Genomic DNA, 17,158 nt, shown 5'->3' with positions numbered 1-17,158 from the left:
ATTAAGTTCCAATTAAACGTCTTACGGGGGCAAAACTGCGCCTGTGTTGAGGGCTGACACCATGTTGTTCTAAGGCCTTTAAGTGCACTGAGGTGGGGTAACCTTTGTGCTTATCTAGGCCATAGTGGGGGTATAGTGTATGCCATTCTAGCATCTCCCTATCGCGCGTTACTTTAGCAACAATTGAAGCTGCGCCAATACTGATTTCTTTGGCGTCGCCTTTAATAATGGCTTCACTTGCACAAGTTAACACGGGGCAACGATTACCATCAATTAGAGCTAGGTCAGGTTGCCGACTCAATGATTCTACGGCACGCTGCATAGCCAGCATGCTCGCCTGTAATATATTTAACTGATCAATTTCTTCAACACTGGCCCGGCCTACGCCGACACTAATAGCACGAGCATAAATCTGATCATATAACCTTTCTCTGACTTTTTGTGTCAACTTTTTAGAATCACCCAAACCCTCAATCGGTGCTGTGGGGTCCAATATCACGGCCGCCGCAACCACGTCACCAAATAATGGTCCTCGGCCTGCTTCATCAACACCACAAATTACACCGACTCTGGGTTCAGTGAATAACAGGCTTTCAACCCCAATCATAGCTTGCACCCTGAGCCAAACTCTTTGTTACACTGGTTAATCACCTCTATCACGGCCTTCGCTGCGGTCACATCTGCTCCACAAGCCAATTGTTGATGTATATCCTGAAACTGACTACGCTGATTTTGGGCTGCCGCTTGGTCAATTAACAAGGTTTGCAAATGATTGGCAATGCGCTGTGGTTGAACTTGATGTTGAAGCAATTCTTCCACTACTTTTTGGCCCGCCAGTAAATTAGGCAAGCTCACGAAAGGAACTTTAAGTTTACGTTTGAATAAAGCGTAACTAATGGGGCTTAAACGGTAACAAACCACCATGGGCTTTTCAAATAATAACGCTTCTAAGGTGGCCGTCCCAGAGGCTACCAGAGCAGCGTCTGCAGCTGCCAGAACCCTATGCGACTGCTCTAGGACAAGCGCTATCTTTAGCTGTGGATAGCTCTGCAATAACGTCAGTAACTGCTGATGTCGTTGCACATTTGCTGCAGCTAAAACCAATTGCAAATGTGGCATTTGACTTTGCAATATAGCCGCTGCCGCCAAGAAATCGGGGGCTAGCTTTTGCACTTCCATGGCTCTGCTACCAGGTAACAAAGCCAGCACTGGCTGGTCTTTTAACTGCAATTGATGCCGAGCTTGCTGCAGCGTTAATGGGCCTGGAATAACATCAGCTAAAGGGTGGCCAACAAATGTAGCAGGAATCTGGTGGCGTTCATAATAAGGCACTTCAAAAGGCAATAAAGCCAGCACTCGATGGCATGCTTTAGCTACAGTAAACACCCGATCTTCACGCCAAGCCCAAACAGATGGGCTTACATAATGAACAGTTGGAATATTATTCAATTTCAATTGAGTTTCTAAGACAAGGTTAAAGTCCGGCGCATCAATACCAACCATGGCCATTGGATGGGTTTGGGTTTGGGTATAACGCTTAATGAGTCGTCTTCGTAGCAGCAATAATTCGGGTAAACGACCCAAAACCTCAACCAAACCCATGACCGAGAGACGCTCCATTGGCACTAGACTTGTGAAACCAAGCGCTATCATTTGTGGACCACCAATGCCTTCAAATTTAAGATCTGGCCGCTGCTTTAGCAAGGCTCGCATTAGGCCTGCACCCAGTATGTCTCCTGAGGCCTCACCTGCAACAATAACAATGGTGTTATCTGACATGGACAACCTACTAGCGAATGATACCGCGGCTCGTATTTTTCAAAGAAGCAATGAGCACCGACAGTTCATCGCCGTCAACAGACATCTCTTGCAAGTGATCGATAGCAGTGTCTAGGCTTAGTCCTTGGCGATAGACTATTTTATAAGCTTGGCGCAATATTTTAATGCTAGCTTCACTAAAGCCACGGCGCTTTAGGCCTTCTGTATTCATACCATGGGGTGATACTGAATTGCCATTGGCCATAACGAAAGCTGGTATATCTTTAAGCACAACACTACCAGCCCCAGTCATGCAATGGGGGCCAATGTGACAAAATTGATGAACCGCAGTAAAGCCACCTAATATAGCATAGTCGCCCACTTTAACATGTCCAGCTAAGGCAACATTATTAGCCACAATAACATAGTCACCCAAAACACAGTCATGAGCTACATGCACATTTGCCATGAGTAAGTTATGGTTGCCAATTAAAGTTACACCAGCATCTTGAACTGTGCCACGGTGCAAGGTGCAGCCTTCACGTATGACATTATGGTCGCCAATTTCTAGGCGTGTTGGCTCACCGTTATATTTCATATCTTGGCAAGCTTCGCCAATGGAGCTAAATTGGAAAATATGGTTATTACGCCCTATGCTCGTTGGACCTTTAATCACCACATGCGACTCTAACTTAGTGCCCGCTCCCAACTCAACGTTAGCGCCTATGACCGTATACGGACCAATTTCCACATCTGCAGCGATACGAGCACTAGTATCAATAATAGCTGTTTCATGAATCAATGGCTGGGTCACTCAACCTTCCTGTCGGCACATAAAATGGTTGCCGAAGCAACCAACTGACCGTCCACACTGGCCCGACAATCAAACTTCCAGATACCGCGTTTTTCAGAGACGATGGTCGCATCTAACTGAAGTTTATCACCAGGCACTACGGGACGTTTAAATCGTAATTTATCAGAACCCACAAAATAATAGATAGATCCGTCTTGTGGGGTTTTGTCCATGGTCTTAAAACCAAGGATACCGGCAGCCTGGGCCATCGCTTCTATCACTAAAACACCTGGCATGACCGGATGATCAGGAAAATGTCCATTAAAGAAAGGTTCGTTCACTGTGACATTTTTATAGGCCACTATGGAGTCACCTAAATTCAGCTCTGTGACTCTATCGACTAATAAAAATGGGTAACGATGAGGTAGATACTCTCTAATTTCTTTGACATCCATAACCATGGTTGTACATTCCTTTTGAAGTGCTTTTGATATTGATCAGTTGCGTAGCTGTACAATTTCTAATTCGAGTTGTTTAAGGCGCTTGGCCATCTGCTCAAGCTGCTTAAAACGCGTGGCGTTGCGGCGCCATTTTTGATTCTTATCTAAACCTGTACCCGATGAATAGGCCCCAGGCTCAGTAATAGAATGTGTTACTAAAGACATGGCCGTCACATGCACACCATCAACTAGGGTTAAATGCCCAGTAATGCCGCAGGCCCCTGCTATGGTGCAATGCTTGCCTAATTTTGTACTGCCCGCAATCGCAGTGCAACCTGCGATCGCAGTGTAATCACCCAGCACTACATTATGGGCAATTTGTACTTGATTATCTAGCTTAACACCATAGCCTATAATAGTGTTATCTAAAGCCCCACGATCTATGGTGGTACCAGCACCCACTTCAACATGATCATCTATGATGACACCACCTAATTGGGCGATCTTAACCCAGTCAGGGCCATCCTTAGCAAAACCAAACCCATCGGCGCCAATCACTGCGCCGCTGTGAATCCTGCAGTGGGCACCCACCTCAATGTCATGATACAAGGTCACGTTAGCTGCAATGTTAGTGTGTTCTCCAATCTTAGAATGAGACCCCACCACACTGTTCGGGCCAATAGAAACATGATTTCCTAGATTCACATAAGGTCCTATCACAGTGCCTGCCGCTAAATTAACGCCACGACCAAGTATAGCCGTGGGGTCGACTTGGGCCGTTTTATCAATGGCACTAAAATAAGGTATGGGCGCAAAAGATTGTGAGAGTTTTGCATAGCCCAAGTAAGGGTTTTCTATAACTAGGCAGTGTCCAGAAAACAGCTGAGCTTGATCAGCATGCAAAATAACCGCACCTGCTTGGCTAGAATCTAGCTGGTGCGCATACTTCATATTAGCCAAAAAGCTCACTTGATGAGGTAATGCAGAGGCTAAGGTGGCTAAGCCAGAAACAAGGTGAATTGGGTCACCTTCTAATTTGGCACCAATAAGTTCAGCCACAGCACCTAAAGTTAACTGATCCACTTATGACTCCAAATTCAGCAGCTCAACGACCTTAGGAGTAATATCAATCGCGTCACTGTTGTAGATCACAGATTGGCCATTAACAATTAAAGAAATATTGTTTGCTTTGATCAATTGTCGTAATACTTTATCCAAAGCTGGACGCATACTTGCTAAGAATTCTTGTTCAGCTTGGGCTTTGGAATTTTTTAAGTACTGTTGCAGCTGCTGGAATTCGATGTTTAAAGTTTGAATATCTGCTTCAAGCTGTTGCACCTCATCACTACTCATTAGGTCTTTGTCAGCCACCATACGCTGCTGTGAGGCCTGCAATTTTTTCCCAATAGTATCAAAGCGCAGCGCTTGAGGTTCAAGTTGTGCCGACAAGCTTTTTCCTAAAGCGATGGCTTTTCCTGTAGCAAAAATAGCCTGTTCTACTTTGAGTACAACAATAGCATTGGCTAAGACCCATTGTGGCAAACTCAAGCAGAGGACAAAGGCCACAGTATTGAAAGTTAACTTCACTTTATTCATTATTATTCCTTGTGAGGCTGGGTTAGAACGAGCGGCCTAATGTAATATGCGTTGACTGTGTTAAGTCACCTGTTTTTTGTTTTAACGGAGTTGCCACAACTAAGGTTAAGGGTCCCACTGGCGTCAACCACGCTAGGTTTAGACCACCAGCAGATCTTAGATCGGCTGCTGAGAATTCCCCAGTTGTGTGGACGTTACCCACATCAACAAACAATGATGTACGTACTGATGGGTTATCATTGAACAGTGGGAAAATTAACTCTGCAGAGGCAGTGGTAAGCAACTGGCCACCTAATGGCTTGCTATTCGAGGCACTCTTAGGACCTAAAGAGTTGTTAGAAAAACCACGCACACTACCGAAACCACCGGCAAAGTAGTTGGCAAAGAAGGGGGTCGTGCTAGTAGAACCATAGGCGCCTATAACGCCCACTCGAGCACCTGTGGAAAAGACAAGAGATTCTGTGTAATTCATAGGTATGAAGTTACGATAGTTATAACTCAGTTGATAAAAGTTCAAGTCACTGTTGGGCAGGGCCAAGTCTAGGTTAACCCCGTGTGAGGAGCCATTTGTTGGATACCAAAAGTCATTTAAAGTATTGTTGTTCCAATTTACTGAGGTTTTAAATTGCTTATACTGCTTTCCCTCTGCTGCTACAAAACTGGTCGCTTCGGAGGCAGCAGCTGTGCCTAGCTCTAGGTCAATACGCTGATACCCTAAGGTAAAGTCCAGACGAGTGTCATCGTTAATTGGATACCCAAAGCGCATATCAAAGCCTACGGTATCTGTGGCGAAGTTACTCACATCGACTTTGGAAAAGTCTCGCTTGGTATAGTACACATCAGCACCTCTACTAACACCATCCACAGTGTAATAAGGGTTAAGGTAGCTAAATTTATATGAATCGGTGCTGCTACTTGATGTAAAAGATGCTTCCATCTTATTGCCCGTGCCCAAAAAGTTATTTTGATTCACTGAACCACCAAAGAAAGCACCTTCGCCATCACTGTAGCCTAGCATGATAGACCAATCTGCAGTCAGCCCCTCTTCAACTTCAAAGTTTACATCTAGCTGGTCATCGGTACCCGATACAGGCACTGTTTCTACCGCTATATTATTGAAGAAACCCAAGCGTTGAAGGCGTAATTTTGATGCTGTTATATCTGCCATGGAAGCCACTCCACCTTCAATCTGACGCATCTCACGACGCAAAACATCATCACTAGTGCGAGTATTACCACGGAAATTGATGCGGCGTACATAGGTACGTTTGCCCGATCTAATCTGATACTGGACGTCAACCGTTTTATCTGCTTCATTCACTAAAGGAACGGGTTCCACATCGGCGAAGGCAAATCCATTATCTCCAAATAATTGACGCACGTCTGCGGCAGCATCAATTAGACTTTCCCGAGAAAATATCTGACCCGAGTCAGCATTAATAAGGGGCCATATCTCTGCTTCTTCAATATCATATTGACCTGCCAGACTTAGTTTGCCTATATTATATCGAGCGCCCTCAGTGACGTTGATGGTAATGAAGACATCCGCTTTGTCTTCAGAAATCGCCACTTGGGTAGATTCAATATTAAACAGAACGTAGCCTTTGTTTAAGTAATAAGATCGGATATTTTCTAGGTCTGCCGTAAGTTTTTCGCGGGAATACTGATCATCCTTAGTAAATAACGTCCAAAAGCCAGGGGTTTGTAGGCTCATTAGATCTATTAACTGATCATCAGCAACACTGTCATTGCCAATAATATTAATGTAGCCAATTGAAGAGGTGACGCCTTCATTAACTTTAACGTCAATGGATACACGATTTTCACCTAAGTCCTTGACCACAGACTCCACTAACACAGCGTATCTTCCTTGGCGGTTATATTGCCGCTCGAGCTCTAACTCTATTTGAGCCAAGGTAGCGCGTTTGAAAATCTCTCCTTCCTTCAGTCCTGCAGCACCTAAGCCTAAGCGAAGGTCTTCAGTTTTAATAATTGAATTACCTTCAAGGCCAATAAAACCAATCGCTGGGCGCTCTTGCACAACTACCAACAATAAATTACCTTCTTGCTCCAACCGAATATCTTCAAAAAAGCCACTTTTAAATAACGTTCGAGTGGCATAAGCAAGGGTGCGCTCATCTGCGCTATCACCCACTTTCAAAGGCAATTCTGCAAAAGCTTGGCTTGACGAAAGCCTCTGTAAGCCTTCAATGCGGATATCTTCAATGGTGAAGCCCAAAGCTAAGGCCACATGTGAAGCCATCAACGTGCAGCTTAACAACACGCCTAAAATTATTTTTTTCATATTTCTACTAACCTAAAATAAGATTAAAGTCGCATCAGATCATTAGCCACTGCGATAATCATAATGCTAAACACTAACGCCATACCAATTCGTAAACCGATAGCTTGGATATTTTCAGGCACTTTACGGCCCGTGATGACTTCTACAAGGTAATATAACAAATGTCCGCCATCCAGCATAGGAACTGGCAATAGGTTTAGTACACCCAAACTGACACTTAAATAAGCCATGAAACTAATAAAGGCAATAACACCAGATTCCGCCGAGGCTCCAGCAATTTTAGCAATACTAATAGGCCCACTTAAATGCTCAATAGAAACAAGGCCTTGAACCATTCGGCCTAAAAAACTTAGGGTCAAGGCTGCCATTTCTAAGGTCTGCTGACCACCCGCTACCAAGCCATCAAACACTCCCAGCTGCTGTTGAAAGCGCATAGACTGAGGCCACTCAATAGGCGCGACACCAATACCGATTCGGCCGACACGTTTGCCCGCCTCGTTAACATAAGAGCCCAGCTGGACGGGCACTTCTAGGCGCTGCAACGATCGCTCAAGGGTTACCATAACCCGTATGTCTGCTTGAGCCTGAATAAAGTCAACAAACTCGTTATAGCCCACCATAGGTTGGTTATTGACCGCTAGTATTGTGTCACCTAACTTTAAACCCGCTATCTCTGCAGGTCCTAAAGGGACAATATAGTTGAGCAACACTGGTACATCTGGCCGCCAAGGCTTTAAACCCAACTGGCTCAAAGGGCTCACTTGCACAGAAGCTGACATCCACTGTGTCACTGCAAAGAAACGCTCTTCCTGGCTGCCTAAAACTGGTAATGCATCCAATTGATTAACCAAAATGGCTTGTTCTTGCAATACCTGCTCGTCAAGTGTCTGTATAGATAGCCTGATACTGGCTGTTTCACCGATGCGTTTAGCAAGGGCAATATTAACAGCCTCCCATGTGGGAGTTGCATGACCATCAATAGCTATAATGCGTTGCGGGAATTCAAAGCCAAGCTCCCCTTTATCAATGGCCACAGCCACAGGGATCAACTGAGGGGTGCCCGCTACATGCACCAGAGCATAAAGTAATCCAGCAAATATCAGATTCACCAGAGGCCCCGCAACTACAATCGCAATGCGCTGCCAGGGTGATTTCTGATCGAAGGCGCTGCTAAGGTGCTTTGCATCTACCTCATCATTACGCGAGTCTAACATGCGCACGTAGCCCCCTAAAGGCAGCCATGCAAATACGTATTCAGTACCATCTTTACCTAGTTTTTTAACGATAGGGCGTCCAAATCCAACAGAAAAACGGATGACTTTTACGCCACACCATCGCGCCACAAAGTAATGCCCCGCTTCATGCACAGTCACAAGCACCGCTAAAGCAAAGAGAGTTGTTAAAATAGTTATTGCCATTATATGATCAAACCCTATTTATCAAAAAAAATAAGACACAAGGCAAACACTGGCGCCACCGCTGTTAAACTATCAATACGATCCATAATTCCGCCATGCCCTGGCAATATTGAACCACTATCTTTAATGCCACATTGGCGCTTAAACATGCTTTCTGTTAAATCCCCTACTACAGAGACAAACAACAGCACTAAGGCTAGGATATAAATACCAAAGGACAGGTTTTGGGAAAAGTGGAGGTGTTGTTGGGTCGTCATAGTGACCAAAAGGACGGTCACAGAGGCCCCACCAACGCCCGCCCAAGATTTAGCAGGACTGACACGGGGCATAAGTTTGCGTTTACCAAATCGCTTACCCGCAAAATAAGCCCCCGTATCTGCACCCCATACCAACAAAAACATATAGACGATCAACCAAGGGCCCTGGGTCAATTCGCGAATATAGACCATCGCAGCCCATGTTGGCACCAGTACCAAGAAGCCAACCACTCCCTTACTTACGCGCCCACACCAGAGCGCAGAAGCTCTGGGGTAAAGCATGACTAACACAGTCGCAATTAGCCACCAAACAGACGCAACAAAGAAGATCGCCTGTTCAAAGTAGGGTAGCGTTTTCTGCACCACCACAATAGCAAATAGAACTGCCAAAATATAAACTGTGCGCTGGGTTCGGCTTACCAGTCGCATCATTGCTGTCCATTCCCAAGCCGCCACCAGCACAATAAGGGCCATAAATGAAGCAAACGCTTGAGGGGGTAAAAAGAATACCGCTGCTAATGTAAGTGGCGCAATAATCAAAGCGGTAGCAATTCTAGATTTCAGCATATTATTATTTTATATTTGGTCAAAGGGGCCAGCCTATCCTTGGTTAAACATTTGATTCTTGTTGCACTAATTGCCCATCTGTTTGGCCAAATCTTCTTTGCCTCTGACCAAACTGAACCAAGGTATCTACCATTTTTTGATGTTTAAATTCTGGCCAGAGCGTATCAACAAACACCAATTCTGCATAGGCCATTTGCCAAAGCAAAAAATTACTGATGCGCTGCTCACCACTAGTGCGGATGCATAAGTCAATAGCCGGTAAGTCCCCCAAACACAGATACTTACCAAAATCACCCTCACATATGGTGTCTGGGGTGTTACCTGTCTGCTGGAGTACTATGGACATTTTTTTAGCCGCCTCTAGAATATCCCAACGACCTCCATAGTTAGCAGCGATGGATAACTGCAACCCAGTATTAGATAGTGTTTTGGTTTCAGCAGCCACTATCAGCTTTTGCAGTTCAGAACTCAACCCTGCGACATCACCTATAATACGTAAACGAATATTATTATCATGTAACTTATTGACTTCGCGCTTTAATACGAATACAAACAGGTCCATCAGAGCTTTTACTTCAAGCGCAGGCCTGCGCCAATTTTCACTGCTAAAAGCAAAAAGAGTCAGTGCTGGAATTTTATAGTGCACCGCAGTTTCAATCACTGCCCTAACGGCACCCACACCTGCTTTATGGCCCGCCACACCTGTTAAATTCTGATTTTTAGCCCAGCGATTGTTACCGTCCATAATAATGGCGACATGCTCAGGCAGCACTTCCAGCTTTTGGGCTAGCATAGTGTGACGCGGGTCGGTCATGCTTTAATCCTTTGGGTGAGCATTATTAGACATAGTGATATCGATTAGACCTCCATCAAATCCTTTTCTTTGGCAATGAGCGCAGCTTCGATCTTTGCCACATGGGCATCTGTGACCTTTTGCACCATATCTTCTCCGCGGCGCGCATCATCTTCTGAGATATCCTTGTCTTTCAAGAGCTCTTTTATGTCTCCATTGGCATCTCTACGTATACTGCGCACAGACACGCGGGCCTTTTCAGCTTCTTCACGGGCGCCTCGAATAAAACTTTTCCGAGTTTCTTCTGTTAGCGCTGGCATAGGGACTCTAATTAAATCTCCAGATGTTGATGGGTTGAGCCCCAAGTTAGCTTTCATAATGGCTTTTTCTATCTCTGGCACCATGGGCTTTTCCCACGGTGATACGGCTAAACAGCGGCCATCTTCAACCGAGATATTAGCCAATTGGTTAAGAGGAGTATCGCTCCCATAATAAGACACCATGACACTGTCTAAAATACTCGGATGAGCACGGCCCGTGCGGATCCGTTTAAAAGCTTCACTCAGGGCCGTTACACTCTTGTCCATGCGACTATCAGCATCTTGCTGGATATCATTAATCATTTCATTCTCCGCCTTTTGGCATTGTCACATTGACCAAGGTGCCTTCATGACCACCCACCACTAAATTGACCAAGGCCCCTGGTTTATTCATATTAAATACCCGCACGGGCATCTCTTGATCACGGCATAGACACATGGCCGTAGGGTCCATGATACCTAATTGCTTTTCGATTGCTTCATCAAAGGTAATGTAGTCATACTTGACCGCATGGGAATTGATAACGGGATCAGAATCATAAACCCCATCTACTTTTGTGGCTTTGAGGACCACGTCTGCTTCAATTTCTATACCACGTAATGAAGCTGCTGAATCCGTAGTAAAAAAGGGGTTACCAGTGCCTGCAGAAAAAATAACCACATTGCCCTGTGACAAATACAACATGGCATTGCGGCGGTCATAATGGTCTACCACCCCACTCATTGGGATTGCAGACATCACCCGAGTAGTAATATTAGAGCGCTCTAAGGCATCACGCATGGCTAAAGCGTTCATGACGGTCGCCAGCATGCCCATATGGTCACCCGTTACACGATCCATTCCTGCTTCACTCAGGGCAGCGCCACGAAATAAATTACCACCTCCAATGACCAAGCCCACCTGCACCCCAATGCCTACTAACTGGCCAATCTCGAGGGCCATCCGATCTAAAACCTTGGGATCAATACCAAAGTTTTCGCTGCCCATCAGTGCTTCTCCACTAAGTTTAAGCAAAATTCGCTTATACCGAGGCTGTCGCTTATCAGAAACTGGCATTTATATTCTCCAAAATATTAGTCGGCACAAACCCCATTTCAGGTCCCAAAGCATCGCGCTTTCAAAACCCTAGAATAGTGACGTATTAGCAGCCCAAGGGCAAGTTAGCCTTGAACTTATATCAAAAAAAAACGCCACCATAATGGACTCATCCACTATGGCGACGCTTTATACAAGCAAAAGATCTTAACCCTTTAGCTGCTGGGCCACTTCTGCTGCAAAATCAACTTCTTCCACTTCAATGCCTTCACCAACTTCTAAACGATTAAAGGCAGTCACAGATGCGGATACAGCGTTTAATAAATCACTGATTTTTTCATCTGGGTTTTTGACAAAGGGCTGCTCAGTGAGGCTATTTTCAGCCAAGAACTTATTAATGCGACCCATCATCATCTTATCAACGATAGCGTCTGGCTTGTCTGCCATGTCTGGCTGGGCCTTGATAATTTCTTTTTCTTTGTCCACTTCTTCAACGGTCATGTCTTCACGACTAATCACTCGCGGATTAGTGGCTGTCACATGCATAGCAATATTTTTAGCCAACTCACTTTCTCCAGCAGTCAAGGCGATCAGAGTGGCCACTTTATTATTGCTGTGCACATAGGCAGCAACATTAGCCGCTTCAAGCATGACAATGCGACGGGGAGTAATGTTTTCACCAATCTTTTGCACTAATGCCTCACGCGCATCAGATAGTTCACCGTGCATTAATACGGCCATATCATCTTGCTTGGCAGCAAACGCTGCATCAGTCACCTGAGTTACAAAGGCTAAGAAGCCTTCATCACGGGCAGCAAAGTCAGTTTCTGAGTTCACTTCAACTAACACACCAAAAGAGTTATCAGCTGCAACCTTTGCACAAACAACACCTTCAGCCGCAGTCCGACCTGCTTTCTTAGCAGCTTTCATACCACTGGATTTGCGCAAGTCTTCAATCGCCTGCTCAATGTTACCATCAGCAGCAGCAAGTGCCTTTTTACAATCCATCATGCCCAAGCTTGTGCGCTCACGCAGTTCTTTAACCATAGATGCAGAGATTGCAGCCATTAGAAAATCCTCAAATTAGGTTCTCAACGCCCAACTGGACGTCGTTAAAAAAAAGGGAGCCAAGCTCCCTTTTGTGTATTCACCATGCTAAACCTAAGGTTTAGACTTACTCGGCAGGTGCAGCCACTTCTTCTTCGGCAACTTCTACGAACTCGCCAGCGACTGAGGTGCCGTCGTCTTTGCCCGATGCACATGCATCGGCCATCGCAGAAACGTAAATTTCTATGGCGCGCAAAGCATCGTCGTTGGCAGGGATTACATAATCGATGCCATCAGGGTTGCTGTTTGTATCAACAATCCCAATGACAGGAATGCCCAGTTTGTTAGCTTCGTTAATGGCAATGCGCTCATGCTCTACATCAACCACGAATAAAGCGTCTGGAAGACCGCCCATGTCCTTAATGCCGCCGATTGCACGTTCAAGCTTTTCCATTTCACGTTGACGCATCAACGCTTCTTTTTTGGTTAATTGCTCAGAGGTACCATCGTTGAACTGAATTTCTAAGGTCCGAAAGCGATTAATTGACTGACGGATAGTCTTATAGTTTGTCAACATGCCACCTAACCAACGGTGGTTCACGTAAGGCATGCCAACACGGCTAGCGTGTTCTTTGATCAGCTTACCTGCCGCACGCTTGGTGCCAACGAATAATACCTTGTTCTTGTTGGAAGCCATGTTCTCAACGATAGCGAGGGCTTCGTTCAAGGCTGGCAAAGTTTGATCAAGGTTGATGATATGTATCTTATTACGAGCGCCAAAAATATACTGACCCATTTTTGGGTTCCAGTAGCGGGTCTGGTGGCCGAAGTGGGCGCCGGCTTTGAGCAGGTCGCGCATACTTACTTTAGTCATTTTAATTTCCTTTGTATGGGTTAGGCCTCCATAAACCCTCGTTCTACTTAAACTTTTTGTAAAAGAAAAATAGAAACCACGATTCGATCAGAAGCCTTAAAGCAGACCCCCAACACCCAGAACCATGTGCCGGTTTATGTGTGACGTTATAGTTTAGCTCCAAACTCATAGGCCTTTTTTTCAAAAGACGCCAGATAGAATTTAGGCGCGCAATTAAACCATAACTAGCCAATGATCTCAAGCTGAAACAGCAAGTCGTTAGCGCGTGTTTCATAATAATTGCGCTTTTGAAGACTATTAACCCTTTAACAGCACATCAATTTTTAATTATCAAATTACCCATTAGCGCATAACCTGAGTTGCGCTTATTCTTTAGCGTAAACTCATCGCGATCAAAGCCTACCAATTTGCGTCGCAAACGGCTCATAAAAGCTTCTAGAGTATTCTGCCGAGCATGATCTAAATCAATGCCCATCACTTCCATAATTTCGTAATACTCTGCCACAGCTGGACTTCTCAAAGCTAAAAATGACAGCACCCTGGCTTCATTAGCCGTTAAAAGCACATGTTCATCTTTATGGGCAAGCTTATGGGTTTGCATATTCAGGCTTAACTGTGCAGATGCCAACTGCGCCAATGATTCATTAGTACCAAAGATGCCCGACAGGCAGGCCAGCAAAGCCTCAGGTTTAAAAGGCTTGGGTAAATACACCATCGCCCCCGATTCATAACCCAACATTAGATCTTCATTTCTACTCAAAACGCTCATCATAATCACTCGCAGACCGGGCAACGTTCGCAAATAGCGCTTTGCGATGCTATACCCTGTCTCGCCAGGCAATTGCACATCCAGCAACAAAAGATCGGGCGCCTCACTATTTCCCTGCTCATCCATGTCTTGTGGATCCGCAAACCAAGTGACTCGATAACCTTCGTCTTGCAAACGAGACATAATGGCTTTTCCAAGGTCAGGATCGTCTTCACAAATATAGATTAACGGGGTGGTCATCACTTGAGCCTCACTATTGCCGAAAATACACCCTCAATACACTTTAACGAGAGGGCATATTTATTAGCCCCACAGAGATTTTTTACAATCCATAAACCGAGACCTGTGCCACGGATACCCTTCGAATTTGGGCCCCGAAAGTATTTATCAGTTAATTCATCAATATTGGACTGAGGTAATTCGTCAGTCTCATTTTCAATAATCACGCATAATCCATTAGTTTTATCTGACCCAACTAATTTTACTTTTATACTCGAATTGTTGGCATACTTTCTCGCATTAGTTAGCAGGTCATGCACAATAACTTCTAAGGCTAATTTATTACCAACAAAGTCAATACAACCATTAGAAGTGAGATCTAGCAATCGCTCATCGTCATGCAATAATGCTGAAGCGCGCCATTGGTCCTGAATTAATTCAGTGAGAAAAACCTCTTCAGAGCTGACAAAATCAGTGCCAACCCTCCCCATAAGCTCGACTTTGTCGACCACATGTTGAATGTGAGTCAATTGAGCATCCATTTTGTTTCGCAAATCAGAGCCCCCCACGGTAAATCTCAGCGTGGTTAGGGGTGTTTTTATTTCATGAGACAGCATAGAAAGAAAAGCCGACTGCTCCACCAAATCACGTGCAAGTTTTTCATTCGTTAAGTGAACGATCGCCGCCTTCTTGGCCATATTTTGCTGACGACGTTGCAAGATTAGTGTGCGCATCCAAAGCACCTGACCCATCATAATGATGGTCACCAATGAATAAAAATAAATACCATTAGTTTGAAGACCAGGGCCAAAACCTAAACGAGACACAGCGGCCAAAACTACAAGCGACATAAAAAATGTATAGGGGTTTTGGATTTTTTTAAAAATTAAACCTTGCAGGTGATCTTTTGGCCTGTACCAAGGCACAAACACTATCAAAATAACACCACAAATAGCGGTCAGCCCAGCGGCAATAATTAATGACAGCCTTTGATCAACAAAAAAGTATAATACAAGATTGATAAAGCTTAACAGTACAACAGCCAAGCAGAACCCCGAAAGCCAAGGGATGGTCTTCATATTGCGCAGCAATACCCAATGAAAACCAGCGCCTGTAGTAACCACAATGATGACAACCGCGCCTAATAATCGACCATTAAGAGGGCTGAGGTGGGGCCAAATACTGGGAATAAAATAGCTCACACTCAGCAACAACAAAAACCACACGAGCTGGTGTGCTGCAAATGCCAAAAACAGAACTTGCTTAAACCACACTCCTGCAACCAAAGCTAAACCAGCTGCTAATAAAATTATAGTCAGCACAGCGCCCTTGAGAGCTAAACCCCATGTATGCTGAATGGCAACCTGCTCAGTAGAAGGGTAGCTTAAACGCACATTTAGATTTTGAATCGCTTTAGCATTTAATTGCGCAGTCGCTGCCGCATTAGGCACGTCAAAAATCAATCGATCAATGTCATAATGATGATCAAGGGTTTTTGCAGCGACACCACCCCCTTTTATTTGCTGATTAATAAGCTGTCCATTTTGATCAAAAAACTCGACAGCAACGCGTTCTAAATAGACAGGGCTCACGCTAATGTGCGGCACATCAATTGAGGATTGAAACGAAAGTTTAAAAGTGACACTTTGTTTAGTAGTACCTGCTGCAACTCGATGCCCAGGCTGCCAAAGCAGAGCGTCGTCAGGTGCTTTTATACCTGCATCATGCAGCACCCAAGAAGCCTTGACACCGCGCGTATCCATAGTCTTTTTTTGCGTCAGTTCTTGTGCAGCAACAATTAAGCACAGCAACATAAAAATGACTAAAAGCGGCTTTATTTTTGTGTAGTAACGATTAAATTCCACTCTTCAACCCATATAACCCTGTTAACCCTGCACTAATGGGCATTTACTAACCTACTCAGTTACTTATACTAAGCCATATTAAAAAAAGTCGCATTCACTAACGCTAAAAAACTCCTTACTAGTTATTATTCAGGCAACGAGTTTGATTGATTGACAGATAAAAATGTGGAGTCTAAGCGAGGGGTTTGGCCAAGCACCAATCTATTTGGGCACCATAACGATGAGCTTGCAAGTTAAAACAGTGGCTTAATGTTTAAATAGCTATTTATGGCTCTATCAAGAAGCCATTTCGAAGGGCTGGGCATATCTAATCATGGCATCTTTTGAAGATAAGGAGGCTGACTTTTGCTCGACTATGCTTGCTAAAGTAGTCTCGTCGTTGATACCAAAAAACATAAACTTAAGGCTTGTTACAATATTTCGTCCATCCATGTGCCTACGCATATGGTCTATTTCGGCATTAGCCTTGACTATAAATCCATCAACAGTGAGCTCAATGTGCCTGATGGCTTTACCCACCTGTATATCATTAAAATTAGCTTGTGGAATAAATACCGAGGCTCCGTCACTCGATAAATAGGCAACTTCAACATTTTGCCCCTTAATGGTCATATTAATTTTTCTGTCCCGCTTCGCTGGCAAGCGAACCTCTTCATAATGCGATTTAACACATAAATTTTCAGGAAGCTTGGCACTAAAACGCAAGCCTAAATCACTATTATTAACGGCTGTGACCTCAATATCAAAATAGTGAATGAGACCCTCAACTACGAATTCAATGCGAAACTGATCCGCAGTCTCAACCTCAAATTTAAAACCTTGATTGCGCATGGCCTCTAACACTAAGGTCACATTTTCACTGTTTGCTTTGGTGGTCGCTTGAGGCCTATATCTCACCTCACAAACCTGAAAGTCTACTAAAGCTTGATCAGAGGGATCTCCAAAACTGATGTAAAATACTGTTTTGCCCTGTTTAGCAGACAAAAAGAACTTATACAGCTCCTGAAAATCATTAATTTTAACTTTGTCTTTCAAAATACATCCTTTTATTGTTCAGAAAGAATAGTTAGTTTCACTATTTCTCAATACTCTCAATTTTCT

Annotated in this window: 17 protein-coding genes; all 17 read right to left on the bottom strand. The window is 44.4% G+C overall.

All coding sequences use genetic code 11. From position 1 onward, the window contains the following. Position 1: 1 nt before the first annotated feature. Complete coding sequence (gene rnhB / locus ABXT59_RS01775) at positions 2 to 607, bottom strand: ribonuclease HII (protein WP_443637296.1); 606 nt, start codon at positions 605 to 607, stop codon at positions 2 to 4. Continuing rightward, complete coding sequence (lpxB, locus tag ABXT59_RS01770; RefSeq protein WP_443637295.1) at positions 604 to 1,779, bottom strand: lipid-A-disaccharide synthase; 1,176 nt, start codon at positions 1,777 to 1,779, stop codon at positions 604 to 606. The genes rnhB and lpxB overlap by 4 nt, the downstream gene beginning before the upstream one ends. Positions 1,780 to 1,789: 10 nt before the next feature. Next, positions 1,790 to 2,560, bottom strand: coding sequence for an acyl-ACP--UDP-N-acetylglucosamine O-acyltransferase (gene lpxA / locus ABXT59_RS01765; RefSeq protein WP_443638530.1), 771 nt, complete (start codon positions 2,558 to 2,560; stop codon positions 1,790 to 1,792). Between the two features lie 8 nt (positions 2,561 to 2,568). Next, positions 2,569 to 3,012, bottom strand: coding sequence for a 3-hydroxyacyl-ACP dehydratase FabZ (fabZ, locus tag ABXT59_RS01760; RefSeq protein WP_443637294.1), 444 nt, complete (start codon positions 3,010 to 3,012; stop codon positions 2,569 to 2,571). 36 nt (positions 3,013 to 3,048) lie between these two features. Beyond that, positions 3,049 to 4,074, bottom strand: a complete 1,026-nt coding sequence (lpxD, locus tag ABXT59_RS01755) for a UDP-3-O-(3-hydroxymyristoyl)glucosamine N-acyltransferase (RefSeq protein ID WP_443637293.1) — start codon at positions 4,072 to 4,074, stop codon at positions 3,049 to 3,051. Beyond that, positions 4,075 to 4,587 carry an OmpH family outer membrane protein gene (locus tag ABXT59_RS01750; RefSeq protein ID WP_443637292.1) on the bottom strand — a complete coding sequence of 171 codons (513 nt, stop codon included), beginning with the start codon at positions 4,585 to 4,587 and terminating at the stop codon, positions 4,075 to 4,077. It lies immediately after the preceding gene. A 22-nt stretch (positions 4,588 to 4,609) separates the two neighbouring features. After that, positions 4,610 to 6,892 (bottom strand): outer membrane protein assembly factor BamA, encoded by a 2,283-nt coding sequence (gene bamA / locus ABXT59_RS01745; RefSeq protein ID WP_443637290.1) that lies wholly within the window; start codon positions 6,890 to 6,892, stop codon positions 4,610 to 4,612. 23 nt (positions 6,893 to 6,915) lie between these two features. Then, complete coding sequence (gene rseP / locus ABXT59_RS01740; protein ID WP_443637289.1) at positions 6,916 to 8,310, bottom strand: RIP metalloprotease RseP; 1,395 nt, start codon at positions 8,308 to 8,310, stop codon at positions 6,916 to 6,918. A 14-nt stretch (positions 8,311 to 8,324) separates the two neighbouring features. Then, a complete protein-coding gene (locus ABXT59_RS01735; RefSeq protein ID WP_443637288.1) occupies positions 8,325 to 9,134 on the bottom strand; it encodes a phosphatidate cytidylyltransferase in 810 nt (269 codons plus the stop codon). 43 nt (positions 9,135 to 9,177) lie between these two features. Then, positions 9,178 to 9,948: a polyprenyl diphosphate synthase gene (gene uppS, locus ABXT59_RS01730; protein ID WP_443637287.1), complete on the bottom strand. Its 771-nt coding sequence runs from the start codon at positions 9,946 to 9,948 to the stop codon at positions 9,178 to 9,180. A gap of 44 nt (positions 9,949 to 9,992) precedes the next feature. Beyond that, positions 9,993 to 10,550: a ribosome recycling factor gene (frr, locus tag ABXT59_RS01725; protein WP_443637285.1), complete on the bottom strand. Its 558-nt coding sequence runs from the start codon at positions 10,548 to 10,550 to the stop codon at positions 9,993 to 9,995. Position 10,551: 1 nt separating this feature from the next. Continuing rightward, positions 10,552 to 11,304, bottom strand: coding sequence for a UMP kinase (pyrH, locus tag ABXT59_RS01720; protein ID WP_443637284.1), 753 nt, complete (start codon positions 11,302 to 11,304; stop codon positions 10,552 to 10,554). A gap of 186 nt (positions 11,305 to 11,490) precedes the next feature. After that, a complete protein-coding gene (tsf, locus tag ABXT59_RS01715) occupies positions 11,491 to 12,351 on the bottom strand; it encodes a translation elongation factor Ts (RefSeq protein WP_443637282.1) in 861 nt (286 codons plus the stop codon). 106 nt (positions 12,352 to 12,457) lie between these two features. Next, positions 12,458 to 13,204: a 30S ribosomal protein S2 gene (rpsB, locus tag ABXT59_RS01710; RefSeq protein WP_443637281.1), complete on the bottom strand. Its 747-nt coding sequence runs from the start codon at positions 13,202 to 13,204 to the stop codon at positions 12,458 to 12,460. 316 nt (positions 13,205 to 13,520) lie between these two features. Continuing rightward, a complete protein-coding gene (locus ABXT59_RS01705) occupies positions 13,521 to 14,213 on the bottom strand; it encodes a response regulator transcription factor (protein WP_443637279.1) in 693 nt (230 codons plus the stop codon). Continuing rightward, a complete protein-coding gene (locus ABXT59_RS01700; RefSeq protein ID WP_443637278.1) occupies positions 14,213 to 16,057 on the bottom strand; it encodes an ATP-binding protein in 1,845 nt (614 codons plus the stop codon). Before ABXT59_RS01700 ends, ABXT59_RS01705 begins: the two co-directional genes overlap by 1 nt. Before the next feature lie 276 nt (positions 16,058 to 16,333). After that, positions 16,334 to 17,092, bottom strand: coding sequence for a hypothetical protein (locus tag ABXT59_RS01695; RefSeq protein ID WP_443637276.1), 759 nt, complete (start codon positions 17,090 to 17,092; stop codon positions 16,334 to 16,336). Positions 17,093 to 17,158 lie beyond the last annotated feature (66 nt).

This window comes from Candidatus Njordibacter sp. Uisw_058, assembly GCF_047730065.1.
Taxonomy (GTDB): Bacteria; Pseudomonadota; Gammaproteobacteria; order Pseudomonadales; family Balneatricaceae; genus Njordibacter.
The sequence above is the reverse complement of the archived record's forward strand: the minus strand, read 5'-3'. Positions and strand labels throughout refer to the sequence as shown.